The sequence below is a fragment of the Carboxylicivirga sediminis genome, from assembly GCF_018156225.1.
Classification (GTDB): Bacteria; Bacteroidota; Bacteroidia; order Bacteroidales; family Marinilabiliaceae; genus Carboxylicivirga; species Carboxylicivirga sediminis.
Map to the genome: position 1 here is coordinate 15461 of NZ_JAGTAR010000046.1, position 26874 is coordinate 42334.

Sequence of the window (26874 nt, forward strand, 5' to 3'; positions counted from 1 at the left end):
TTATTCCAAAGAAAAAGAGACGTCGAGCCATTTCTCTGAATGTGGCCCGACCATAATCTTAAAAGTTCCAGGCTCCCAAACATATTGGTTACTGACATTATAAAACATCAGATCATCAACGCACAGATGAAAAGTAACAGATTTGCTTTCACCTGGTTGCAAGCTTATTTTTTTAAACTTTTTGAGTTCTTTTAGTGGTCTGACCACCGAGCTGACTTCATCCTGAATGTATAGTTGTACAATTTCATCAGCAGCATATTTACCTGTATTTTTGACCTGTACCCTGACCTCTAACCTCTCATCGGCTGATATAACTCTCTTCGATAATGTCAGGTTTGAATAGGCAAACGATGTATAGCTAAGGCCGTAACCAAAAGGATAAAGTGGCGAATTATTCACTGCTAAATACCCATTTTTTGGTTTGAACAGTGCATTGTAATATTGTGGCAAATGGCCGACACTGCGCGGAAAAGTAACGGTTAATTTGCCCGAGGGAACAACGTCGCCTGCTAATACATTAGCTACGGCTTCCCCGGTTTTTTCGCCCAGGTACCAACATTCCAATAGGGCATCTGCTGACTCATCAATTGCATTGATGGTTAGAGGCCGGCCATTAATTAAGCATACGACCACCGGCTTACCTGTTGCTTTGACAGCCTCAAACAATTGATTTTGATTGCCATATAAATCTAGGGAGCTGCGGTATCCCAGAAATTCACCACAGGTCATCGCCGTACCACCTAAAGCCAATATTACCATATCAGCCTCTTGGGTGACTTTAACAGCCTCTTTAATACGTTCTATATCTTCAGTTTGATCAACACTATCAACTTTAAAATCCAACCAATAACCATGATTTTGGTGGATTTTACACCCCTCGGCATACAGTATCTCAAGCTCCTTTCCAAGTTTGTTTTTTAAACCATCATAAATGGAAATACCTCTTGCTTCATCACGATGCGAATAGCCACCATAACGACAGACTTTGGCATTAGGGCCAATAACTGCCAAGGTTTTAATTTTAGCCTTATCCAAAGGCAATGTTTCATGTTCATTTTTGAGCAAAACAATTGATTTTTCAGCTGCTTTCAGGGCTAATGCCTGCTGCTCTTTTGTATGACAAACCTGGGATGCCCGATCTTCATTGGCATAAGGATGTTCAAAGAGTCCAAGTTTAAATTTCATCCTAAGAACCCTTGCAACAGCGGTATCTAAAGCCACTGCCATTTCACGGTTGCTCTCACATAGGTTGGTAAGGTTTCGAAAACAATTGGGACTAGCCAATTCGAGGTCAACACCAGCCAGTAGTGCTTTAGCGGCCGCCTCCTCCGTTGATGCGGCCAAGCGATGATCATTTTTAATACCATCAATACCACCATAATCCGACACCACATAGCCTTTAAAATGCCACTCTTCGCGCAATATTTCATTCAACAACCAATGATTAGCGTGGCTAGGCACTCCATCAACTGCATGATAGCCCGGCATAACACTCAAAGCACCTGCCTCTTCAACGGCTACTTTAAAAGGAGGAAGAATCACCTCTCTCATGGCTCTCTCACCATAATTGACCGTTCCTTTATTTGTGGCACGCTCCGATACCCCATAGCCGGCAAAATGTTTGATTGTGGCAATAACATGCGCACTATCAATGCCATTTCTCTCAACAATTTTTTTCGTTCCCTGCAGTCCTTCAACAATAGCCTTTGCGAAGCAAGCTATCAGGTATGGATCCTCGCCATAGGATTCTTCAATACGCCCCCAACGCGGATCGCGACAAACATCAAGCATCGGTGTATTCACCTGGTGACTGCCCCTGCTGCGTGTTTCTAAAGCAACCTGTTCGAAAATATCCTTTACCAGTTCAGGCTCCCAGCTACAAGATAAACCCAGTGCCTGCGGATAAACAGTTGAATTTCTTGCCCATAAGCCATGCAATGCCTCTTCATGAAAAATAGTGGGAATACCTAATCGACCATTCTCCATTACATATCTCTGTATTTCATTGGAGATTCTGGCAGTTTGACTGGCATCCAAATCAAAGGCCACGCAAGGTTTACCTAATTGTCCCAAACCCTTTTGAATTAATGACTGATGAGAGGCGTGCGGGTGAAAGTGTCCCAAAGAATCCATATCATTTTTCCTTAAAACACTTGCTGATATTTGCAGCAATTTTTCTTCTAAGGTCATGCGATTAATCAAATCGGCAATTCGTTCCTCAACAGGTCTGGTAGCATCTTTATATAAAGGTTTATCTTCAGCTTTCAACCTGAAGTTACAAGCTATTAATAACAACGCGTATAATAAGATTTCTTTCATAATCGTATCGGTTTATTGCTTTACTTCTGTTTTGTTTGATATACCTCAGTCGTTCTTGGTTCCATGGTTGTATTATCATGATCATTATAGGTAATGAACTTCTGAAGTAACCGCGATACGAGTGCCTGGTATTCAGCCTTGGCAATAAGATTTACTTCCTGTGCCAGGTCGTTTCCCAGGTGATATAATTCGGTCGCTTCATTATATCGGTTGACCAACAGCACCCAGTTGCCTTCCCTGATGGCTCCGTCATAGGCATATCCGGCCTGGTAAATAATAAACGGATGAAGTGGAGTCTCACTCTCTTTTGTCTTAAGCATTATGGGGAGTAATGAAGTGCAATCCATGGCCTGGTCTTCCTCCATGGGCTGATTGGTAATCTCGTACATGGTGGCTACCCAATCTTGGGTCAGCACCGCTTCATTGGCAACAAAGCCTGATTTGATTTGCTCAGGCCAATTAATGATGAATGGCACCCGGTGGCCACCTTCGTATACCGATGCTTTATACCCTCGCAAAGGTCCGTTATTATCATGCTCAGGGTTGCCAAAATCACATACTCCGGGCCATAAAGCGCCATTATCACTTGTAAAGAATACAATGGTATTATCGTATAAGCCCTCCTGCTTCAATTTGTCAATCAGTTGGCCTACCTGTACATCCAACTCATATACAAAATCGCCGGTAGCGCCGCCTGTCATGCCGTTCACCTGCTCATTCAATTCAGTATCATTCCCGTCAAAATCATTGGGAGGCGTGTGCGGCACATGAATGGCCTGCGATGCAAAATAGATCAGGAAGGTTTTTGCCTCATCACGCTGCTTATTCAACAGAATATGCTCATCAATAAACGCTTTGGCTTTGTTAATCATCATGATACCAGTCTGGCTGGAATTATAGTCTACGTCACCTATTCCTGCGTGTTTTTGATGCTCCACAATCTCTGATGTGCCATTTTTCATTTCATAGCGACCATTGCTCCATAAACGTGTTGAGCTGTTATCCGCCGGTTTAGTTGGGTCAAAAGGTGCGAAATGTCCATTTTCGAAAAAGGCAAATGGTTCGTGCTGTATCCCGCTGGGCAACGAATAAGAATAGTCAAAGCCAAACTCATTGATGGAGTTGTGTACTCCCTGTGCAAAGTCCATTTGACAGATATTATTTTGCTCCCTGATAAGTTGACCTTCCTTATCCCTGATGTCGCCACCCAGGTGTGATTTGCCAAAGAAAGCGGTTCGGTAGCCGGCCTTTTGCAATATTTCAGCGACTGTCACCTTTCTGCCTGCCCTGGTATGTTGATAGGGATCTGAAAAGATGGATGGACTATTGGTATTCCAGGCACCACCTGCCCTATACGATCGATAGGGGTAGCTGCCGGTCAGCATGCTGAAACGCGAAGGTGCGCAAAGGGCAGCTGGTGAATGGGCATCGGTGAAGCGAATACCGTTAGCCGCTAATTCGTCAAGGCGGGGCGTCGGAATTTTTCCGCCATAGCATCCCAAATCACCATAACCAATGTCATCGGCCAGAATAAACACCACATTGGGCAATGCAGGTTTATTCGTTTGAGGCTGGCAGGCACCCATTAAAAGCCCCAGAACTAACCACATTAAACCCTTATTATTCAGCGATTGCATGCTCATTATTAAGTTTTTGAATTTCATATAATGCATTGGTAATCTCATCGTTCTGCATAAAGAGGTTCCACAACAGGCCACTGCGGTAGTTTTCAATCATCACCGCGACAGGTGCCTGATTAAGTCCCATATAAATCCTTGCACACCAGTTTTCCTGCAGATTCACTGCGTCTTTAAAGCCATACTCACCCCACAGGTAACGCCCATGCTCCCTGTACATGTTTTTAAGGGCAGCCATCGATTGCTCTGGCGTATAGGGAAACGATGCCAACGCACCCGTTGGTGCCAGTGTGCCATTATCATTATCAACATTCGGTTCAATGGCTCTATAGCCCCATGGTCCGTCGCTGGCTGTTAAACCCCAAAAATCAGGATTAAATCCCCTGTGATTCTTCGGATTTTCGGAGCAATAGCGCCAATTGATTAAGGCAATGTTGCGGTTGTTCTCAAAGTAGTTGGTATAACTATCATCCACCAAATGCGGATTGAGACCGAGGAAAGAGTAATGAATAAAAAACAATGGTCCGCCGTTGGATACCCCAACTGGTAATTGAATGCCATGGTAATAGTTGCCATTCGTATAATTGGCCCCATCATCTGTTTGGCCCCAGTCCTTGCGGTATTCGGCCGCTTTTTGAGACTGACTGGCCCATCCTTTGTAATACATACTGGCTGGCACCGGATGAGTTGGTGAAGCAATGGCCAACAGGTAGGTTATCAGGGTTTCGTTCCATCCTATGAGCTGATGATCGATTAACCATCCTTTATCAGGCGACCAGTGCCAGGTTAAGAAATCGCTCTTCTTATGCTGATCATACCAATCCCACTCTACGGCTTCCCACAGCTGGATGATTATCTCTCGAATTTCGTTTTCCCGGGCATTTTTTCCATCGAAATAGCTTCGAGCAGTGAGCAAGCCCTGAAACAAGAAGGATGTTTCCACCAAATCGCCGCCATTATCGCGCTCACCAAAAAACGGTTCTACATGTCCGCTTGGGCCATCTATAAAGTGTGATACAGCGCCATGAAACGTATCACAAGCTTTCAGGAAATGACATATCTTAAGCAGCCGTTCAACTGCCTGCTCGCGCGATATAAAACCACGCTCGGCACCAACGATAATGGCCATGATGCCAAAGCCGGAAGCGCCGGTGGCAATCATGTCTTTCCGCCCGGGAATATTCTCTAAAGCCAAACCACTGTTGGCTTCAGCACCATCCCAATAATAGCGAAAGGCAGCTTCCTGCACCATATCCAACAGTTCTTCATCAGAAAAGGAACGGGTTGATATGCTGACTGTATTTGAATCATCCGTTTCGTTATAGTTTTCGTCCAGTAAGGTTATTTTGTAGGAATAGGTTTTATCACTCTCGCCAGTGAAATCGGTATAGATGCCATACCAGGGCACCTGAATCCCGACTGGCTTAAACCCGGAATTATCGTCAGAACGATAAACCTTGACATATTTGGCACCAACTACAGCAGTTGCATCCCAATAAATATCAACGTGTCGTTCAAATGCCTTAGCTGTCATCTCCGGAGTGCTTGCTGCCTTATTGGACTGAACAGGCGTTATCAACTCCAGTTGGTCAATATATGCTTGTCCCTCTCCCTCCTGATGACTATTTGAGAATATAATACAATTGGGAAGCTGCTTAATAGGGCCAAAGTCTGATAGAGGAATTTTTACCCAAGTCCAGCCTTCATTATCTTCCCCGTTTAGATAATTATCAATCGCTACCTTTGCGGAGCGAGTTTCAGCATGCAAAGTACCGGTTCTTCGCTCTTTATCCTGAAAACATAATTGAACCAGCGGTAGTAGCCCGGCATCAACGTCACCTTTAAAGAGCCAGAAAGACAAATGAGTAGCCTCTTTGAAATAATCCTGCCCACGTAACTTTTCAAACTCCACTGCAGCCTCCCAGAAGCCATTACCGTTACTATAGTTCAGCTCTAATGAGTTAGGTGGCGTAAAATAATGCGTTTCAGATACTGGTAATTTATGCCTGATGTTCCTAATATAACTGCCTTCCTCATAGCTTACATGCGAAAAGAAGTAAGGCCCCGACATATTACTGTTTTCAAAAAACCTGTAATCATAAAGCCGTTCCTGGCCTGTTATGCCTATGTGAATTACTGTGATGAGTAGTAGTGATATTGCGTGCTTCATGGTATCTTTTTTTTATTCAACAGATTCAATTAAACGCCCTACTGCTGAGGTGCCAATCCCTTTTCCCACTCTTCAAATAGCTGTCTCAGTTCGGTTACTTTCTTTGATGCATCATGATAAAGGTTTCGGCGTTCCCCTTTATCAATAGCCAGGTTAAAGAGCATGGTGTCGGCTGTGGCATTTTTATCTTCTACCACCAGTTTCCAGTCACCGTGTCTGATGGCCATGTCCTTGCCTCGCCTCCAGTACAAAGTTTCATGAGGTCGTTCTTCGGTACTTTTTTCACCTTTTATATATGGTAAGAGGTCAACGCCATCAAACTGGTATTTAGATTTCTTTTTCAGATTGAGAAATGACGCGATAGTTGGCATTATATCCAGATTAATCACCGGATAATCATATCGTGAACCCTGTTCTATTTGTCCAGGCCATTTAATGATGTATGGCACGCGAATACCTCCTTCCAGACAATCCCCTTTCCAGCCGCGAAATGGTCCTGTTGAAGACATATTACCCATCTGTCCTTGCGGTGAGCCATTATCGCTAATAAAAAACACAATGGTATTATCCGATAAGCCCTGTTTATCCAACTCATCAATTACTTTACCAACACCATCGTCCATGGCCAGTACCATGCCAGCAAACAGGCGACGCTGACGACTTTTGATATGTGATACACGCTGGATATAATTATCGGGCACCTCCCAAGGAAAATGCACGGCATTATAAGCCAGGTACAGACAAAATGGGGTTTCTGTTTTAGTGGGATGATTACGTCTTATAAAATCAATGGCCTCATCGGTAAATACCTCGGTAGTATAGCCTTCGTAGTCAACCATTTCGTTATTGCGGAAGATGGGCCAATATTCACGAATGCGCGTAAATTTCTTTTCGGCTTTATAAAACGAATGGGATCCGTTTAAAAAGCCATAGAACTCATCCCAACCACGCGCATTAGGGCGAAGCGATTCATCAGCCCCCAGGTGCCACTTGCCAATCACTCCTGTATAGTAGTCTGCCGGTTTAAGAATGTCTGGCAGCATTTGTTGCTGCTTAAATAGCTCCATATTCGGATCTTCATCCCTGGAGTTTTGCCCGTTGGTAAAGCGTTGCTGATAAACCCCTGTGAGCAAGCCACAGCGGGAAGGCGAACAAATAGAAGACGAAACATAACCCTGGGTAAAGTAAACGCCACTCTCGGCCAGGGCATCAATGTTTGGGGTCAATATATCATCTACCCCATGGTAGCCCACATCGCCCCAGCCCATGTCATCGGCGTAAATAATGACAATATTCGGTTTGTTTTGCGCCTGCAGAAGAAAGGAGCAAAAAACAAAGTATAGTATAATGGTCTTTTTTTTCATGTGCTTGATTACTGGTTGTGAATGATCATTGATGGGTTTGATTACTCAAATTCAATTTGTAAAGTGAGTGTAGCTGATTGTTCCATTCCCTTCCTTGAAGTGGTGCATAGCACCACTTCAAGGAAGGTACTATGCACTCTGCCTGGTTAGTTTTATGAATAAGGGAACAGTAAACTCTAGAATCCTTTACCTGTCTTGACAATTTTTCGACTAATCTGTTTACCATTGTATTGACAGCTTAGTATATATATGCCTGCAGGAATGGATTGCATGCCAACACCTTCATTTAATTGGCTTTGATTAGCTTTTAAAATCGGCACCCCATTGATGTCATATATAATCACATCACTTTCTATCATTCCAGCATTTTTAAAATATAGAGTACTTTCAACAGGTAATGGATAAACAAGGAAATCAGCTTGTTTTTCTTCATCCTGACTAATGGAAGTACTTATGCCCTGACGGGGCTCCGGGTTATTACTCATGATTATTTCATCCACATACATGATTTGTTGTGTTCCGTCGTTAATAAAATCGGGCTGAATAATCACTTTATTGACACTTGCATTATGCCCGCCAAAATCGAATACCAGGTCTTCCCATTGCCCCGTTATAGTTTGTGCCTCCATACTCTCCTGCACCATGGTTGCGCTGCCTTCAAACTTTACTTTCACCGGCGTAATCCGCTCTTTATACACCATCATGTGTACATATCGTAACTGACAATTAAATTCATCGACAGGCCCCCAAACACCGGCCCAGTTGGTGGTATTACCAGACAAACGCTGAATTTTTAATACATTGTTACTAGGGTTAATACCGGTCTTATCAGGATTGCTGATAATCTCAAATGGCAGCTGCCCCAATTCTCTGAAATCACCTGTTTTAGTGTCAAAGTCGCAAATAATGTAGCTATACTCTGGCATCATCAGTGAATAAACTTCACTGCTTGCCGATAATTCATCCCGGCTGTTGACGGCTACCACAGACAGCTCATATGAGCCGTTACTTTGCAGATTAGTTAATGCAATGGTATTGGTATTTACTTCCTGATAAAATTCACCATCCATGTAAACATGATAAGCAACAGCCTCCGCCACAGGATTCCAGGTGAAATTGGCGGTGTTACCGGTAATATCGGTAGCCGAAAGTCCAACTGGTATAGTTTCCGAAAAGGATGCACCACGAGGTGTAGGGTCATCGCTAAACCAGATATCATCGATGTACACAACTGTTTCCGTACCCACCACAAAATCAGGCTGTATATTGATTTTCACCACGGCATTGTAGAAGTCCAGATCAAAAACCAGATCCTGCCACTCACCAACTTTTGTGTATTGATTCATATTTAAGCTGGTAACACCGGTGTTGTTGTCTCCCTCGACTTTGAAGCGTACGGATGAAGTTCGCTCCTTAAGTACCTTCATGTGTACATAGCGGTATTTCTTCTGAAAACGTGGTACACTTGCCCAGCCACCCGACCAGTCCTGGGCCTGATCAGCTATTGTCACCTTCAACACATTAGCACTGGTATTGATACCTGCAGGATTCGGATTTGCCGCATATTCGCACGTACCGCCACCCATATTATTAAACATGAGTTTGACAACATTTTCAAAATCTTCATCGGCATGCTTCACGTAATCGCCAACACTTGGCTGCCAGCCCCATTGCGGTTCCATTACACCACTCTCCCACACATCAAACCCGGCTTTTAACTCAGCAGCCTTCTCAGGCATCGTTGCATAAAGATCATTCTCCGAACTAATATCTTCTGATATTTTGAATAACATAGGATCGGCCGTATCCCCGTTATTAACCAACTTATAATCTGCATCTCTGACTGCCCATTTTGTGGCATTAATACGCCAGAAAATCTGCTCATGTGGTATGGCGGTATTTTGTCCCGAGATATATGGCAGCAAATCAACACCATCCAGGTCTGAATAATTACTCAAATCCTCACCAGCTGCCGACAGGGCTGTTGGAATAATATCAAGTGCCGTCACTGCCTTATCATATGACGTTCCAATATATGCGCTTCCGGGCCATTTAATGGCAAACGGAATACGAATACCACCTTCATATACGGTGCCTTTTTCGCCTTTATAAGGGGCGTTGTATGAGAAATTGCCAGATGGTATCCCTCCATTGTCACTCAGGAAGAACACCAGGGTATTCTCATCAAGGTTCAGTTCATTTAACTTAGTCAAAATCTTTCCGATGTTAAGGTCCATTGAATGCTGCATGGCGCATAGCTTCCGTCGTCCTTCCGGTTCGATGTGAGCATACAAATCAATCAGTTCCTGTGGTGCCTGTAAAGGACCATGTACTGCATTAAACGCTATATACATCATGAATGGATTAGACTGATTCCTGACAATAAAATCATTGGCTTCCCTGGCAATGGCATCAGTCAGGTAATCTGGTTCATTATCAACCGGCACCGTACCGCGTAATAACGTTTCTTTATCATTACTCCCCGGAAAATAGCTGGATGCTCCACCTAAAAATCCATAAAACTCATCAAATCCTCTGTTGGTTGGCAAAAGGGCATCGCTTTCTTCTCCGCCCACGTGCCATTTACCAATACATGATGTAGCGTAACCCAAAGGTTTGAAATATTCGGCAATCGTTTTCTGAGTTGTGGGAATACCCGGAATAACGTTTGGGGCAGCCCTGAAGGGTCCCGGATTATCATCAAAACCAAAACGTTGCTGATAAACGCCCGTAAGTAGCCCGGCCCTTGAAGGTCCGCAAACAGGCGCCGTTACATAGCCGGCTGTGAACTTCACCCCATTATTCACCAATGCGTCGATATTGGGTGTGGCTATTTCACTTTGTTGATTATTATAACCAACGTCGGCATTACCAAGGTCGTCGGCCAGAATGATGATGATATTGGGTTTTTGCTGACTAAATAATACAGATGTCAAACCCAGGAAAAGCACTAATAATAAACTTAGTTTATTTCGCATAGCTTAGTTCTTAATGTTATTGATATTGTAACTTCCACAGTAGTCAGGTTGCCAGCCCCATTGGGGCGCCAGCATCTGATCTGACATGTCTGTGTAGATATCCAGCAGTTCCTTTACTTTATCGGGATGCTGCTGACTTAGATTGGTTTGTTCGCTTATATCGGAGGCGAGGTTATAGAGCTCCCAATCGGTCTGATCACGGTGTTTCACCAGCTTCCAGTCACCTTTGCGTACAGCGTGGTGCCATAAAAATCGCCAGTAAAGAAACTGATGGGGCTCACCTTGTTTTTCACCTGTCAGGTAAGGCAGCAGATTAACACCATCGAGAAACCACTCCCCGCTAACACTTGCACCTGTTGCAGCAATGGCAGTCGGTAATACATCCAGTGCAATCACCGGATGATTCACCACGTGATTGGCGGGCAGCACACCTTTCCATTGCATGCAAAACGGCACCCTGATACCACCTTCGTAGATACTTCCTTTGCACTCCCGTAAGGGTGTGTTATCGGCTCGTTCACACTCACCTCCATTATCGCTCAAGAACACTATCAGTGTTTCCTCTTCAATGCCTTTATTTTTGAGGGTAGTTATGATCTTACCCACATTTTCGTCCATGCAGTTGATCATTGCCAGAAATGTTTGACGCTTTTCATCCTTCACATGGCTGAACTTGCTTTTATATTCATCGGGTACTTCAAATGGGCCGTGCGGTGCGTTGAATGGTACATATAACATGAACGGTTTATTACGGTCTGCATTCCGCTCAATGAACAAACAAGCCTCGCGGCCAAAGGCATTGGTCAGGTATTCTTCTTCCGACTCCACAGGCCTTAAGCCATTTAGCAGCTTACCCTGGCTATTGTCATTTATATAATAGCTACTAGCTCCATTTATAAAGCCAAAGAACTTATCAAATCCTCTTGCGGAAGGGTTACGAAGCGGCACATTCTCTTCGTGCCACTTACCTATCAGTGCGGTATTGTATCCCAACTCTTTAAAATACTCTCCCATGGTGGTCTCCCGTAATGGAATACCCGGGATGGTTTCTTCTGTTCGTCTGAATGGTCCCGGATTATCTTCAAAGCCAAAACGATTCTGATAGCGACCGGTTAATAAGCCTGCTCTGCTTGGTCCGCATACCGGACATGTTGTATAGGCATCGGTAAAACGAAGCCCATTGGCGGCAATGGCATCGATATTGGGTGTTGCATTGGCATCGCTGCCCATATAACCCACATCGTTGTAACCCAGATCATCGGCCAGGATAACAATGATATTGGGGCGCTTGCCAGGTATTTGTTTTTGTGCATTCGCTATGCCCAGGTTCATTAATAATCCGAGCATAAGGCAGCCAACAAACCCCTGCCATTGTATTGTATATAAATGCATGGTTGTTGATTTAAGGATATTAGTTGTAATACATCCTTCGGAGACGCATGGTCACCGAAGGATGATTCGTTCACTATTCAATACTAAAACCTAATAAATTAAGACCTCTGTTAACATCCTCATTGGCCATAAACAGGTTCCACAATAAACCGCTGCGATGATTTTCGATCATCACAGGTATCGGGCCCTGATCAATGGCCAGATAGTGAGGTTTGCACCATGCAGCTGTATGACTGTAGGCATCATAAGGACCGTAAACACCTACCAGTGAATCTGCCTCTGTATATAAGTACTTAAGGAATTCCATTGATTCAGCAGGGGTATAGGGAAATGAACTTAACGCGGCTGTAGGAGAGATAACACCCAAGTCGGCATCTCCCGGGTGGTGTCCTGCATACCCTTTCATTGAATAGCTGGATGTGAGGCCCCACTGCTTGCTACCGTACCCCTTATAACCTTTGGGATTATCAACACAATAGCGGTGGTGAATTTTGGCATGATTGGTGGTTAGCTCCCAATAATTGGCATATATATCTTTTAACCCTTTCGGGTTAAGTCCAAGGTAAGAATAATGTGCCCAAAACAGCGGTCCTATAGGATCATCACTATGCTCGTAATAATTTAGCACAGTGGGTAAGTCGTAATAAACGGTGTCATTGGCGATATTGCCGTTAACTGTCCACCCTTTGTGATACACCGATGGTTTTATCGGATGGGTTGGTGATGAAGCAGCCAGGATGTACATAATCAGGCATTCATTATAGCCGCCAACAGCAAAATTCATGTCCCATCCATAATTGGGTGACCAGTGCCAGTAGAGCACATCTTCGCCACCTTTGGTATACCAGTCCCACTCCACTTCGTGCCATAGCTGGTTGATATCGGCCACCAACTGTTGCTCCGCCGGCGTTCCCTCCTTAAAATATTCGGCCACTGCCAATAGGCCTTGCACCATAAAAGCGGTTTCTACCAAATCGCCACCATCATCCTTTTTACTGAAAGGCGCCACTTTACCTGTTTCTCCGTTCAGCCAGTGTGGCCAGGCGCCATGGAAACGATCGGCCTGCTTAAGAAAACTGACGATTTTCTGATAGCGCTCGAGAGCTTCCTGACGCGTAATAAAGCCTCTTTCAACGCCAACCAGGATGGCCATCACACCAAAGCCTGTTCCTCCAAGGGTAACAACGCTGGCATCATTTTTAGGATAATCACCATCAGTATGAATGCGTTCACAGGCCATCCCACTATTGGGTTCAGCCCCGTTCCAAAAATACTGGAATGTTTGATATTGAACTGTATCCAACAATTGCTCATCGGTCCAGTTTTTGTCTGAAACAGCTGATGTTTCAGTGCGTTTATGCCCACAGCTAAGTAATGCTATCAGCATAATTAATAGATATATGGTTTTCATTAGATTCTGGATAATAGGTTATTGTATTAATTGGTAAATCCCAGCAGGCTCATCGCACTTTGTACTTCAGGAGCTGACATAAACAGGTCCCACAATAAGCCTGTGCGGTGGTTCTCAATCATAATGACAATCGGTCCCTGATCGATACCTATGTTTGAAGTGGCATACCACTCATCCTGAATGCAGAACGCATCATAAAAGCCATAAGGCCCCCACAGGCGATCACCCAGGCGATAATAAAAATGCTTAAGAGCCTCCATGGATTCTACAGGTGTAAAAGGGAAAGACGAAAGAGCTGCTGTTGGTGTAATAACACCTCTGTCGTTGGTTGGTGAATGGGCTGAATAGCCTTCGTAACCATCGCTGGCCGTTAAACCCCAGCAATCTTTACTATAGCCAACATATCCTTTAGGGTTTCTGACGCAGTGTTCCCTGTTGATTAAAGTATGATTGACCGCTTGCTCCCAATAGTTTTCACCCTCATCACCAACCAGGTTATGCGGATTTAACCCCAGGAAGGTATATTGCTCAAAGAAAAGTGGGCCTCCATAATCGTGACCTAGCGGTAAGGTTATGCCATAATATTCCTGGCCATTTAAGAAATTGCCTGTTTTCCAACCTCCGTCATACACTTCTTTGGGAATACCATGGGTGGAAGACGTTGCTGCCATGAAATAAGTTATCAGGGCTTCATTCCAGCCTCTTATTTTCATATTCTTTTCCCAACCATAGTTGGGTGACCAATGCCAGTAAAGCACATTCTGATCACCTTGTCGGTACCAGTCCCACTCAATGCCATCAAGGATGGTATTAATTTTATCAATAAGCGTTTTTTCTGATGGTGTATTTTCATCCAGATACTGACGTACGGTCATAAGGCCCATGGCTACAAATGATGTTTCAACCAGATCACCTCCATCATCTTTCTGGCTAAATGGCTTGGCTGCACCTGTTTCGCCATGCAACCAGTGTGACCAGGCACCATGAAAGCGTTCGGCTTTATCTCCCAAAAAATTAATCATGGTTGCTAATCGTTCTACACCTTCGGTACGTGTTACAAAACCACGCTCAATACCAACAGGAATGGTCATCAATCCAAAGCCGCTGGCTCCTGAAGCCACGGTATGGCCAGATGTGTTACGCTCACGCGACAAACCACTCACCGGATGGCCAAAATCCCAGAAGTATTTAAACGTTTGCTTCTGCACAAGTGTTAGGAGTTCTTCATCACTTATCTCCGGAAACTTATAAGTCGAATCTAAAACGGTAAACAATTGATTGGAAAATCCCTCAAAATTGGCGCCATCAATACTCTCCAGGTTGCGTGATATTTTAAAGGCATATTTACTTAAATAGCTCAGCGATGCATCCGCCGTTAAAGTAATGGTCTGATCATTATTGGCATATGCATATGATAAAGCGGGTACATTTAATCCATTTAAACTAACGGCACTTTCAAGTGAACTTCGTTTAACAGGTTCGGTAAAATTCATCTCCAATTCAAGAGTAAGTGGCACATTAGGCACAATGTCCAGTTTTGATATATCTGATTCATTAATTATCAGACTTTCTAACTGTAAAGTACCGGCAACAGTCTTAAAAGTAACCTCAAAAGCATCAAAATTACTGCCTGCTTTACTGCTTAACTCATTTGTTATTTGCAAGGTATAAGTAGTAAAGGTTTCGAGTTTATCCTGCGGAATTAGATTGATCGTCTTGTCTTCTGACGCTAAGCTTGTATTAACCGCCACAGGTTGATTATTATTAAGCAACAACACACCATTAGTAAGTGATTCGGCATTAATGGCTGCTGAAAAGACCAACCTGATAATTGGTGCTAATGTCACATCAGCAACAGTGCCGCCATTTGGATCAATTTCATCTGAATTGATATAAATTTTTTCAAGCATTAGTGGAGCTGGCGGATTGTCTTTTTGACATGAGAGGGTCAGGACTGTTATTAGTAGTAAAAAATATCGTACTCGGATCATCATAATTGTTTTTAGCAATAGGATGATTGGAAAGCAGATGAACATCTGCTTTCCTTCTCAGGTCATTTTAACTTAATTCCTGACCATCCTTTTGTTAGTAATTCTACTTACAAATTTATTCTTATTCCTCAGCGGCTATAATGGCCTTGATTTCATCCTGGCTAAGAGCCTTTTGGAATATGCGTAATTCATCGTACTGGCTTAAGTCTTCGGCATGCCCCCAACCACTAAAATACGGTCCACCTGAAGCGATATATAGGTCTTCGCAGTTATCCAGACTCATTGGACTAGTCAAAGCACCCTCAGAAACCACTTCGCCATTGATATAAACGGCTGCCGATGATTCGGAGATGGTAATGGCAACATGAACCCAGTCGGTTGTTTGCGGATTAACTGTAGCTGCAGCTCCTCCATCAAACCATTGGTCTCCCGAGCCATTGCCTACATTCAGCTTGATAATCTGTGCATCATCTCCTCCTTCGCGGAATAGTCTAAATCCTGCTACGCGATTATTATTACTGCCCGATGGGCTGGCTGATAAAATACCTGAACGGCCCTGCTGTGCAATATTGTACCAAAAGGTGGCACTCATTTCGGTACCTGACAATACATCAGCAACTGGGAATGAAAGGCTGGCGCCTTCAGCTCCCTGGTAAGCAGCTCCAATAACACCATTGGCTTCGAAACCAGGAAAACCTTCAACTTTTGCACCTGTTACTGAAGCATGATCAAGGAAGTGATTCTGGAAACTCATGTAGAAAGTCTCACCATATAATGGTTCAAAGTTGCCCATCTCCACCACACTAAAGCTGATGACATCTGATAAGGTACTCTTACCTGTTTTATCAACACCTTCAATTTGCATGGTATAGGTTCCATCTTCCAGGTTTAAAGCATGACCTTTTAGCGGGGCATAGCGTCTGTAATCTCTAAAATTGATTACATTTTCTAACACCTCGTCATTAATAGTAAAGCTCACAGAAGCCAGCTCTATGTCGTCCACTACCTCCAACATAATGGGCACACCACTTCCGGCTGCCACAATAAGCTGATCCCCATCCTGTGGTGAGCTAATTGCTATGGTTGGAGCTAATTCATCACTCCCCGGTTCAACGGGAGAAATTGAATCAATACCCTCGGTACATGCCTGCAGGCTTAATATAATCCCAAGGCTATATAGAATTGTTTTAAGTGTTTTCATTTTTCCAATATTTAACGATTAGTTATTGGCATAAGCCTTTAGGTTTGGTAACTGATCAAGCTGAGCCAGAGGATATGGTAAAAAGACCTTATCAGCATTAAACTGACGCACCCCATCACTATCGTCGTAGCGATCGCTATAGTTTAACTCATCGTATTGCTCATATCGTACCATATCGTAGAATCGTGCTCCTAATTCCATTGCCAGCTCTGCAAATTTTTCATCCAAAACCTCTTGTAACCCAACTCCAGTGATGCTTCCTAATCCAGCCCTATTCCGTACTTTATTCACCGCTTCATCGGCCGACATAGCCGAACTTGTAGCGCCTTGTACCATTGCTTCAGCGTGTATCAGCAATATTTCAGCATAACGAATTAGCGGATAGTTTTTACCATTACCATAATCATTTCGACCTGGTGTCAATTGATCAGATGGCAAATAGTGTTTACCACTGGCAAAGTTGGCTCGTGCATAATCATTAACGATATCTCCCGATGGAGTTGTGTTACTTATCCATGCAGGTAGGGTACTATAAGCAGGATCTGCCTTTAAGGTATTAATACCTTTATTGGTGAATAGTACACTGGTTTGAAGACGTGTATCATCACCTCTATCCAACATAAACTTAATCCACTTTAGAGTTGGCTCCCAAAATCCCCATCCACTCTTGGCACCTTCAACTTTTGGTGACCAGTTCTGTGAACCATAAAAGGCATATAAATATGTCTCTTGAGGTCCTGTACTTTGATTATAATCTGAGAATTGCAATTCAAAGAGGTTCTCAGAGCATAATTCGCCATCCTTCTTAAATAACTCGTAATAATCAGAATAAAGGGCAAATTTGTTAGACTTGATAATTTGTGAAGTAGCATCGGCCACTTTCTGATATTCTTTCAGCTCCAGGTTTACCATCGCTTTTAATGCCAGCGCTGTATATTTTGTTACACCGCCTGGCACATCAGTGCGATCCGCTGGATGCATATCCGGTAAATTGGGTATTGCTTCATCCATCAAGTCCGAAATATATTGCATCACTTCTGCATAGGTCGATACATCAGTCACCAACATATCTGACGGATCTGAAGTTTCAGGAATTAGAATATCACCCCAAGTACGAGCTAAATTACGTAGTAACCAACCTTTTATTACCATTGTTTCAGCAATATACTGATCGGCATTAGGATTACCTGAATTTTCTCTGTACAGTTCTATTTGCTCTTCAGCATCAAACATGCGGAATATTGTGGTATACTCCAGGCCCCATAATGAGTTATACATCCAATAGCCCTGGTCGTAGACGTAGCGATCGGTCATAAAGAATGGTTGAGCATCACCATAGCCGCCAGCATTTACATCATCTCCCCTAACAGACTGTAAAGGAATACCTTCCCATCCTCTTCTCATATAGAATTGTGAGTATGCACCATAAAGGGGCAATATCATATCTTTTGACATAGTGTAATCCACTTCTTCGGTAGGAACACGGTTTTCAAATGGCTCTTCCAGGTTATCATGACAGGCTGCTATTGCCATAACCACAATTACCATAGCCATAAGCTTTATAATATGTTTATTAATGAACTTCATGTCTAATCTTTTTTAACGATTAAAATTTAAGATTTAGTCCAACTGTGTAAATAGCAGGAACAGGGTGTACCTGGTTATCAATGCCATTATTTACTTCAGGGCTGAAACCATTGTAACTGAATACGGTTAATGGGCGTTCTGCCGTAAATGAGATACGTGCATCGGGCATTTCTACTCCGAAAAGAGACTTATTTGAAAGCGTGTAAGCCAACTGAACATTCTGTATTCTGAAGAAAGCTCCATCTTCCACCAGGTAATCACTCATCTTCTGGTTCCACGATTTTCTTAAACCTTTAGATGATGGATATTCATTGGATGTTCCTTCGCCGTGCCAACGGTTAGTCGCTAAATCGGCATCCCAGTTCGTGTCATTGGTCCAGATAACTTCACCTCGCTTGCGGTTAAGAATCTTATTACCCGACTGCCCCATTATGTTGGTTGTAAGTTGTAGGTTTTTGTATTTAATACCCAAGTTGGCACCATACATAAGCGTTGGGAAATATGAACCCAATATCACACGGTCGTTATCATCAATAACGCCATATCCTTCTTCTCCTTCTTTCTGTTGGTCTTTGTATTTAAAATCACCTGGTTCCAGGCCATTAGCTATCGCAATAGGATCGGCATCAATCTCGGCCTGATTTTGGTAAACTCCTGCTACTTCCCATCCATAAAATGCCAGAAGAGGCTCACCTACCATAGTGCGCTGACGAAATTCTGCTGAGCCACCATCAATATAATCCTGACCATAAAGCTCACGTACTTCGTTCTTATTGGTTGACAATGTAGCCCCAACAATATAGCTCAGGTCACTGGTTATATTATCACTCCAATTTACAGCCAATTCGAATCCTGAGTTACGAATAACACCAGCACTCTTTAATCCACCACCCATTATAACAGGCGTATTGACATAAATAGCAGCATCTTTAGTATCTCTGGTATAATAATCAGCTTCAATACCTAAACGATTACCAAGCATATTGGCACTTAATCCTACATTTGTTTCTTCGGTGACTTCCCAACGCAGGATATTGATATTATTAGTGGTAACTGTACCTGCAGCTCTCTGATCACCCAATGCTACATAATTAATATAAGTTGCAGCCGAACCGTCAGAACGAGGAATCTTGTCATTTCCTAACTGTCCCCAACCAAAGCGTAGTTTCAGGAAATCGATATAATCATTGTTTTTAAGGAAATTTTCTTCTGATAGTACCCAACCAGCACCTACGGCCGGGAAATACGCCCAGGTATTCTCAAACTTATTACTGCCATCAGCACGCATGGTGGCATAGAGCATGTATTTGCCATTAAAATTATAAGACAAACGACTAAAGTATGACTGGCCATAGTATTTAGCACCACCATCACCCGTTAAATGAGAATCATTATTCTGACCTGCATCGATGTACCAGTACTGCTCTTTCTCAGCAGGCACATCTTCAGCTGATCCCCATAGGTTATGGCTAGTTTCCTGACGGTATGAAGAACCAGCCATCACTGAAATATTGTGAGCTCCAAAGCTATCCGAATAAGTCAAAACATTATCCCATATCTTATTTGAATAGGTACTGTTCTGCTTTCTTACTTTTACAAAATCCGCCCTGTATTCAACTGATTCATCTTCACCTTCGGTATAAAACTCTCTAAACCAGTTATCGTTTATATAGAAGGGGAAATCAACATTGCGCTGATTTAAATCCGTATAAGCATGATTATAGCTGGTTTTAAACGTTAGCTTTGAAGGAATCAGATCTATTTGCGCATAGAAGTTTGCATTAACCTTCATAATATCCAGCTGCCTATCGTTATAAAGCATGCTTGGAAACGGATTTTGATGTCCGCGATAGCCAAGCAACTGGGCATCAGCAAAATTATCTGGAGTGGAAACACCTAAATAATCCTGATCATATACCGGCAAAATTGGTACTGCCAGGTAAGCTTGTTTCCAGGCATCATTATTAGGATCTTTTTTGGTTGCATTACTAAAAACCACATTACCACCATACGATAACCACTGATTGGCTTTAGCATCAATTTTAGCTGTCAGGTTAAAACGCTCGTAATAGTTTTCCACATCCATAATACCATCTTGCTTAAAGTAGCTGGTTCCTAGGGCATATTTTACATTCTCAGTTCCACCCCTGGCACTTAAACTATGATTTTGAATAGGTGCCGGCCTTAAGATTTCATCGTACCAGTCGGTATTGACATCAGGCACATTAGGGTTTACACGGCTACGACCATACTTCTGCATGGCGTTCAAAACGAAATTGTAGTCGACATCTGAACCTGATTCCAATGCCATATTAGTGAATTGCTCTGCATTGGCCATTTTAAGCACATTCTGGGCCACCTGGTAACCATAGTAACCATCGTACTCAACTTCAGTTTTCCCTTTACTTCCAGATTTGGTTTCGATAAGGATTACACCATTGGCGGCACGTACACCATAAATAGCAGCAGCTGATGCATCTTTAAGAACTGAAACGGACGCTATTTCTGAGATATTCAGAAAATCGATGTTGTCATAGAACATGCCATCTACAACATATAATGGATTTTGTCCTGCCGATTGGAAGGAACCAATACCCCTCACCCTTACTGTTGGCTGATTGCCTGGCTGTCCGGAGCTTACTACCTGAAGACCGCCAACCTTACCTTGTAAAGCCTGCATAGCTGTAGCAGCTGGAGTTTTGGCTAATTCTTCAGAAGCAACCGTTGTAATAGCCGAAGTTAAGTCCTTTACTTTCTGTGTACCATACCCTACCACAACCACTTCATCTACTAACTCAACCGATTCCTGCAATACGATATTAAGTGTGGTTTGGGTTCCAACAACCACTTCCTGAGATTCATAGCCAATGAAGCTGAATTCGATAATATTATCAGGGGTTGCATTAACTACGTAGTTACCGTCAAAATCGGTAATTGTACCTGTTGTTGTTCCTTTTATTATTACAGAAACACCCGGTATTCCTATATTATCAGTACCCGTCACTTTTCCGGCAACCTTAACAGGATTTTGCGCCATCATGAGTGTTGATACGAACAATAGAAGAATCGAATAAAAGATTTTTTTCATGTCTGTGTTTTTTTAAGTTCGCTTAGCCAAAAGTATTGAGCCAATCACAGGTCATGAAAAAAATCCCCACACTATAAGCTCTCTTTGTTAAAAAGTCTTAATTCATGCTTACACAATTACCTCACCCTCTCATTGTATGCATTCTCTAAAGCCTGATTACCTAATTATTACAAATAGAAAAATCTCACATTTAGTATTTTGCAAAACCGAATATTTAGGTCACTCAATGAGCTATTTTTATGTATTTACCAGCCAAATTCCGGTCAAAATCGCCTCACGAATCAAGAATTACAAAATATTGTTAACAACATTTAATGTCTTCAAAAGAGAATAATTTATTTTTACTGATGTTATATCATCAAATCATAATCAGTTAATGTCATATCAGCTCATGAAGCTTTTTTATATCACCCTGTTCATTCTTCTGCTTAATGGCATAATTGACCATTCAGTACTTTCAGCACAATCATTAATAAGTTTTACTAAAGATGATTATCAGGCAGCTAGTCAAAACTGGTCTATTGGATGCGCACCAACAGGCTATATTTACTTTGGCAATAGCAGTGGTTTGCTCGAATTTGACGGGGTGAGCTGGCAGTTATATCCTTCTCCCAACGCTTCTATTATAAGAGCTGTAGCTGTTGATAACAGAAGAGTGTATACAGGAGGCTATCGTGAGTTGGGTTTTTGGGAAAGAACACAAAATAGTCAACTGCAATATTTTTCTCTTACAGACAGTGTGAAATCGCAGTTTGGCATTAATGAGGAATTCTGGAGTATTTTTAAAAGCCAGGAGCAAATCATCTTTCACTCATTTGCCGGCATCTATATCTACGAAAATGGATCATTTACAGTATTAAAAAACGGCGGTTTCTTTAATTTTGCTACTTTGGTTGACGGTACTGTGTTTGTTGCTATTCATAACGATGGTATCTATCGAACAGAAAACAATCAGCTTATCCCGGTAACCAACAGCGATTTCTTAAAGGAAAAGCATGTGCGTTTTATTGCCAAAGGACACTTACCCAATACTTACTATATTGGCACCGAATCAGCAGGAATGTACATCCTAAACACAACTACCGATGAATTTAAACCAATAGCCAATAATCTTCAATCGTTTTTTATCACCAATAAAATCAATCATGGTGCTGTAACTGCCGAAGGGGACCTTATTATTGGCACCATACTGGATGGTGTCATTGGCTTTTCGCCCACTGGCAAGGTGAAGTTTCAGTATAACAATAAGAATGGTTTACAAAGTAATACTGTATTAGGAATAAGTTTCGACCAGTACAATAATATGTGGCTGGCACTGGATGCCGGTATCGAATATATTTCGTTGACGCCCGGAAACAACTACCGAATGTATATGGAAAAAGAAATTGGAGCCATTTACAGCGGCGCATTGTTTAATAATCAGTTGTACCTGGGCACAAATCAAGGCTTGTATGTTAAATCGTGGCAGGATACGGATGGTAGTTTTAAGCTGGTTGACGGGACTCAAGGGCAAGTGTGGGACTGTGAAATCATCGACAATCATCTGTTTATCGGTCATAATAAGGGTACATTCATTAGCAGCAATGAGTTTTCTCTGCTTTCTGACTATTCGGGTGCTTATAATATCAAACGACATCCGCGGCATCCGGATGTACTGCTTCAAGGTACTTACAATGACCTAATCGTCTACCGTGAAACGCAGAATGGCTGGAAGATGTCCAATACCATCAGTGGCTTTAATAACTTAACACGTTTCATAGAAGTGGATCACCTGGGCAATCTGTGGGCCAGCCATTTCTACAGCGGCCTGTATAAAATTCGTTTAAATGATGATTTTGATAATGTGGAATCAGTCATTAAATACGATAAGTTTGAAGATGGACCAGAACAGCTTGGTCACTTAAATGTATTTAAAATAGAAAATCAGATCGTTATAACTACCGGACATAAGCTATATACATATGACGATCTTAAGAACACCATTGTTCCGTATAACTTGCTTAATGACGCTCTGGGGGATTTTAAAGCAGCCAAGCGCATTGTACCCGGTCTTAATCACCACTACTGGTTTATTAGCGAAAAAGGCATCGCCTACTTTAAAATTTATGCCAACGAGGTATCCAGGATCAAGTTTTACCCCAAGCAATTATTTGAGAATCATTTAATTCCTGATCATGAAAACATTGTGCAGTTCAATGATACTACGGCAATGGTTTGCCTGGAAAATGGTTATATGCTGCTCAACTTAAACGGCAACAATGAAGGTATTGATATTGCCAGTCACGAAATAACACTCAGGCAAGTAACTGCAACTAATCGAAAAGGTAAGCCATTTCCTTTGAGCATTGAAGACCAATCTATCAACTTGCCACATAGTTTAAATAATCTGATACTTCGTTATTCCTTCCCTTTATTGAATGGTGAAACGGTTAAATTTCAATATAAAATACCAGGTCTGTATGACCAATGGTCGGCTCTGTCAAACAAGCCCACTATTGAATTGAGTAGAATACCCTCTGGCACATATACCATTGAAGTTAAAGCGGTTAACAATTGGCTCAAGTCATCCAAAACACACCTATTGAAACTAATAGTGCATCCACCGTGGTACCAAACGACGTATGCCATTGCCGGCTATTTATTATTAATGGTTGGCCTGATGTTGGGATTAAAGTATATAACCAGTCGTAAAATTAAACTAAAGGAAAAGCGGAAACGTGAGGAGAAAGAGAAAGAACTGATTCAACTAAAAAATGAGAAACTCAGTTCTGAATTATCCTATAAAAGCCAGAAACTGGCGAGTTCGGCTATGAGCATAATTAAGAAAAATGAATTCTTGTTATCACTAAAAGCTAAGATAAAGAAACACAAAGAATATCTTGGTAATCGCTATCCAGACAAGTATTACCAAGAAGTTATTGATAAAATTGATGATAACATCAGTGGTCAGGATGACTGGCAATTGTTTGAAGCAAATTTTGAGCAAGCGCACGAGGCTTTTCTGAAAACCATGAAGAAAAAACATCCGGAACTAACCCCTAGTGATTTGCGCCTCTGCGCTTACTTAAGAATCAATCTGACATCAAAAGATATCGCGCCATTGCTTGGTATTACTGTCAGAGGTGTTGAAAACCACAGGTATCGCCTGCGTAAGAAGCTTGGGTTAACTGCGGAAGATAATTTGACCGACTATATATTAAATGCGTAAACTACAACAGATAAGCATCAAGATATTACATATTGGCAGGATATGGATAAAAAGCATCGCATTTGAGAGTTCAATGCGATGCCATATCTTATTCTATTTCTTGCCACTACCAACAAAATAGTCCTCTTTATCGGCAAACAATACATTAAAAGTGGTTAGGCTGCCATAGGCCCTGGTAATGTACTGCTGCATGTGCACTTTTTCTTCATCATTAAGCGAGCCTGATGAATTGATGTTCTGCTCTAATACACGCAAACGGTCACGCAACATAACAATCTTTTTAAAGAAAATTTCGATTGGTATTTCCTTAGCTTGCAATGATTCATTGGCGGGTTGAAGCAACAACTTACCTCCCAGCCATTTTTGCCCTAACTCTACCTCTGCCGGTAAGGTTCCATACTCATCCAGCACAGAAGCTATAGCTTGCCTTAAATCGCGGGCAGTCACCGTTTCTGGCTTGCCTTCATCCGGACTCTCAATAATTGTAAGGTTTGTACTTGTTTTTGGTATTTCCATCTTGCCGCCATCTTCAAAGAAGACAATGTAGGCGCCAAGATTAATCTTAGCAATTATACCCTCACCATATCTGGGATGTTCAACACGTGTACCAACTTTTATATCGATTGTATCCATTTTAAAAAGTATTTAAGTTACTTATTTCTTTGGCATGATTTTTATTGCCTAAATTAGCTAAACAAAACAAAAACTTAATAAGATGAAGAAATTATTTGTAGCGCTTATGGCTGTAGCAGCATTAGTAAGTTGCAAAAGCACACAAGGTACCAGTCAGGAAAAAGCATCGAATAAACAGAATATAAGTGAGCTTTTTGTTGAGGCTAATCAATGGGAGTTAATTTCATTTAATGGCCAAGCTGCCAAAGAGGCCGGATTTACACTAAAGACACCTACACTGGTAATTAATATGGCTGAAAACAAAGCTGGTGGTAATAGTGGTTGCAACTCCTTTGGAGGAGAAGTGGTAATTGAAGGTAATACCCTCACCATTGACAAGGTTTTTTCTACTAAAATGTATTGCGATGGCGTACCTGAAATAGAGTTCTTTCAGATGCTGCAACAGACACTGAATTATACCATTAAGGGTGAAGTGCTTCAGTTGGAAAAAGATGGACAGATTATAATGGAGTTTAAACTAAAGGCTGAGAGTGCTGAATAAGCATATCAACGGAAAAACTGTAAATTATACCGTATTATTAAATCCATAAAATTGCGTCCGCTTTGTTTGATAAGATATTATCCAGAGCGGATGTAATCTTTTATACCGGGCCATCTCCCCGATACTACAGCTGCATGATTCAACAAAACACAAACTGCTTTAATGAGTAGCATTAATACGGTTGTTATCAGTAGCTAAAGCCTATTATATTATGAGAACTCCAGAATTACTGTAACCAGGATTGGTACTAAAATAGTAAGTATGATGCCGCTAAAAATGGCTATGATACCATATTCCTTACCAGTAAACTTAACTATCACAGGTAAAGTCGTATCCATGGCTGTAGCTCCACCAGAGGCAATACCTGCCAGCTTACCAAAGTATTTAACCAATAAAGGTACCCCTAACAGGGTAATGATTTCTCTGAATATATTTGACAGTAAGGCGATGACCCCCAGTTCCTGACTATGCAGCTGACTGATAAAAATACTTGACAAGGAGTAGTATCCAAACCCTGCTCCTACGGCAGTGGCTTCCTTAATATCGATGTCGGCAAGCATCAACGATATAATGGCGGTGCCCAATAAGCTGCCAATAATCACCGTTAACGGCACTAACACCACTTTAAAGTTTAACTTGCGAAGGATGTAAAAGGCATTTTTATCACTGCCGATACTAATACCAACCAAAAACATCAGCACAAATAAAGCATAGGTAGTCAGGTTTTCATTTAGTAACCACTCTGGAAATAAACCATAAATACCGCCTAAAAGGCCCACGGCAAAAAAGGCCAGAATAATTATACTTCCTTTCATTATTACTCCTCGTTATCTGTTTTAAAAAAGAAATGATACACCAACCAGGCAATTAATACACTTCCGGCAACTGCTCCAAAAGTCAGCCAGAAAGCCTGATAACCGATTCTGGAAAAATTATTTACTATTTCTTTGTTGATACCTACTGAGATTCCTAAGAGAAACAATAGCAAATATACCGACCAGGTAACGGCCGTATCAACTCCTTTTCGGGTCTTATCTTTATCGCGAAATAACCAACCGATAGCGATACCAGTCGCAAACAGGGCAATAACAATGTATGAAGTCATGCTTCAAAAATAGTTATTAATTAGCTAATGTGAAACGAGCCCGCCAAAGCGGGCCCGAATCGATCTAAATCCAAATCACACACTAACAACCTGAGTTCGATTAAAATTACAGAGCTCAAAATTTCTTAAATAACCGATTTACAATGCGAATTTTAGAAGCGTAGCGAGCTACGGTGATGAAATTTAAAGCAGTAAATCGATTATTTAAGGAAAAGCTTAGAGTTTCACTTATAAATATTCATTTTCATC

16 protein-coding genes are annotated in these 26874 nt (G+C 42.0%); 2 read left to right on the top strand and 14 right to left on the bottom strand.

All coding sequences use genetic code 11. The annotated features are described in order from the left end of the window. From KDU71_RS20745 to KDU71_RS20795, 11 genes are all read right to left on the bottom strand, one after another. Entirely contained in the window at window positions 1-2319 is a 2319-nt protein-coding gene (locus tag KDU71_RS20745) for a glycoside hydrolase family 3 N-terminal domain-containing protein (RefSeq protein WP_212193033.1), read from the bottom strand. 20 nt (window positions 2320-2339) lie between these two features. Then, a complete protein-coding gene (locus tag KDU71_RS20750) occupies window positions 2340-3962 on the bottom strand; it encodes a sulfatase family protein (protein ID WP_212193034.1) in 1623 nt (540 codons plus the stop codon). Next, window positions 3940-6126, bottom strand: a complete 2187-nt coding sequence (locus KDU71_RS20755) for a glucoamylase family protein (RefSeq protein ID WP_212193035.1) — start codon at window positions 6124-6126, stop codon at window positions 3940-3942. Before KDU71_RS20755 ends, KDU71_RS20750 begins: the two co-directional genes overlap by 23 nt. 38 nt (window positions 6127-6164) lie before the next feature. Continuing rightward, window positions 6165-7490 (bottom strand): sulfatase family protein, encoded by a 1326-nt coding sequence (locus KDU71_RS20760; RefSeq protein ID WP_212193036.1) that lies wholly within the window; start codon window positions 7488-7490, stop codon window positions 6165-6167. 176 nt (window positions 7491-7666) lie between these two features. Then, window positions 7667-10468, bottom strand: a complete 2802-nt coding sequence (locus KDU71_RS20765; protein ID WP_212193037.1) for a sulfatase-like hydrolase/transferase — start codon at window positions 10466-10468, stop codon at window positions 7667-7669. Between the two features lie 3 nt (window positions 10469-10471). Then, window positions 10472-11860, bottom strand: a complete 1389-nt coding sequence (locus tag KDU71_RS20770) for a sulfatase family protein (RefSeq protein WP_212193038.1) — start codon at window positions 11858-11860, stop codon at window positions 10472-10474. A 73-nt stretch (window positions 11861-11933) separates the two neighbouring features. Then, window positions 11934-13271: a glucoamylase family protein gene (locus KDU71_RS20775; protein ID WP_212193039.1), complete on the bottom strand. Its 1338-nt coding sequence runs from the start codon at window positions 13269-13271 to the stop codon at window positions 11934-11936. Window positions 13272-13297: 26 nt separating this feature from the next. Beyond that, a complete protein-coding gene (locus tag KDU71_RS20780; protein ID WP_244828631.1) occupies window positions 13298-15181 on the bottom strand; it encodes a glucoamylase family protein in 1884 nt (627 codons plus the stop codon). Window positions 15182-15383: 202 nt separating this feature from the next. Further along, window positions 15384-16463, bottom strand: a complete 1080-nt coding sequence (locus tag KDU71_RS20785) for a LamG domain-containing protein (protein ID WP_212193040.1) — start codon at window positions 16461-16463, stop codon at window positions 15384-15386. A gap of 18 nt (window positions 16464-16481) precedes the next feature. Next, window positions 16482-18050: a RagB/SusD family nutrient uptake outer membrane protein gene (locus KDU71_RS20790; protein ID WP_212193041.1), complete on the bottom strand. Its 1569-nt coding sequence runs from the start codon at window positions 18048-18050 to the stop codon at window positions 16482-16484. Between the two features lie 19 nt (window positions 18051-18069). Continuing rightward, on the bottom strand, window positions 18070-21138 hold the full coding sequence (locus KDU71_RS20795) for a SusC/RagA family TonB-linked outer membrane protein (RefSeq protein ID WP_212193042.1): 3069 nt from the start codon (window positions 21136-21138) through the stop codon (window positions 18070-18072). A gap of 391 nt (window positions 21139-21529) precedes the next feature. On the opposite strand from KDU71_RS20795, the gene KDU71_RS20800 reads away from it, so the two are divergent. Beyond that, window positions 21530-24346: a helix-turn-helix and ligand-binding sensor domain-containing protein gene (locus KDU71_RS20800; protein WP_212193043.1), complete on the top strand. Its 2817-nt coding sequence runs from the start codon at window positions 21530-21532 to the stop codon at window positions 24344-24346. 93 nt (window positions 24347-24439) lie between these two features. Here the strand turns inward: KDU71_RS20800 and KDU71_RS20805 are convergent, their stop codons facing one another. Further along, a complete protein-coding gene (locus KDU71_RS20805; protein WP_212193044.1) occupies window positions 24440-24979 on the bottom strand; it encodes a hypothetical protein in 540 nt (179 codons plus the stop codon). An 82-nt stretch (window positions 24980-25061) separates the two neighbouring features. Here KDU71_RS20805 and KDU71_RS20810 point away from each other — a divergent pair, with 82 nt between their 5' ends. Continuing rightward, window positions 25062-25520 (top strand): META domain-containing protein, encoded by a 459-nt coding sequence (locus tag KDU71_RS20810; RefSeq protein ID WP_212193045.1) that lies wholly within the window; start codon window positions 25062-25064, stop codon window positions 25518-25520. 209 nt (window positions 25521-25729) lie between these two features. Here KDU71_RS20810 and KDU71_RS20815 read toward each other — a convergent pair whose 3' ends face one another. Further along, a complete protein-coding gene (locus KDU71_RS20815) occupies window positions 25730-26335 on the bottom strand; it encodes a lysine exporter LysO family protein (protein ID WP_212193046.1) in 606 nt (201 codons plus the stop codon). 2 nt (window positions 26336-26337) lie between these two features. Beyond that, the gene (locus KDU71_RS20820) at window positions 26338-26625 is read right to left on the bottom strand and encodes a LysO family transporter (protein WP_212193047.1); all 288 of its coding nucleotides are present in this window, start codon (window positions 26623-26625) and stop codon (window positions 26338-26340) included. Window positions 26626-26874 lie beyond the last annotated feature (249 nt).

Coding starts and splice junctions, on each gene's coding strand:
- KDU71_RS20745 (WP_212193033.1), bottom strand. CDS start 2,319: ATGAAAGAAATCTTATTATACGCGTTGTTATTAATAGCTTGTAACTTC.
- KDU71_RS20750 (WP_212193034.1), bottom strand. CDS start 3,962: ATGAGCATGCAATCGCTGAATAATAAGGGTTTAATGTGGTTAGTTCTG.
- KDU71_RS20755 (WP_212193035.1), bottom strand. CDS start 6,126: ATGAAGCACGCAATATCACTACTACTCATCACAGTAATTCACATAGGC.
- KDU71_RS20760 (WP_212193036.1), bottom strand. CDS start 7,490: ATGAAAAAAAAGACCATTATACTATACTTTGTTTTTTGCTCCTTTCTT.
- KDU71_RS20765 (WP_212193037.1), bottom strand. CDS start 10,468: ATGCGAAATAAACTAAGTTTATTATTAGTGCTTTTCCTGGGTTTGACA.
- KDU71_RS20770 (WP_212193038.1), bottom strand. CDS start 11,860: ATGCATTTATATACAATACAATGGCAGGGGTTTGTTGGCTGCCTTATG.
- KDU71_RS20775 (WP_212193039.1), bottom strand. CDS start 13,271: ATGAAAACCATATATCTATTAATTATGCTGATAGCATTACTTAGCTGT.
- KDU71_RS20780 (WP_244828631.1), bottom strand. CDS start 15,181: ATGCTTGAAAAAATTTATATCAATTCAGATGAAATTGATCCAAATGGC.
- KDU71_RS20785 (WP_212193040.1), bottom strand. CDS start 16,463: ATGAAAACACTTAAAACAATTCTATATAGCCTTGGGATTATATTAAGC.
- KDU71_RS20790 (WP_212193041.1), bottom strand. CDS start 18,050: ATGAAGTTCATTAATAAACATATTATAAAGCTTATGGCTATGGTAATT.
- KDU71_RS20795 (WP_212193042.1), bottom strand. CDS start 21,138: ATGAAAAAAATCTTTTATTCGATTCTTCTATTGTTCGTATCAACACTC.
- KDU71_RS20800 (WP_212193043.1), top strand. CDS start 21,530: ATGAAGCTTTTTTATATCACCCTGTTCATTCTTCTGCTTAATGGCATA.
- KDU71_RS20805 (WP_212193044.1), bottom strand. CDS start 24,979: ATGGATACAATCGATATAAAAGTTGGTACACGTGTTGAACATCCCAGA.
- KDU71_RS20810 (WP_212193045.1), top strand. CDS start 25,062: ATGAAGAAATTATTTGTAGCGCTTATGGCTGTAGCAGCATTAGTAAGT.
- KDU71_RS20815 (WP_212193046.1), bottom strand. CDS start 26,335: ATGAAAGGAAGTATAATTATTCTGGCCTTTTTTGCCGTGGGCCTTTTA.
- KDU71_RS20820 (WP_212193047.1), bottom strand. CDS start 26,625: ATGACTTCATACATTGTTATTGCCCTGTTTGCGACTGGTATCGCTATC.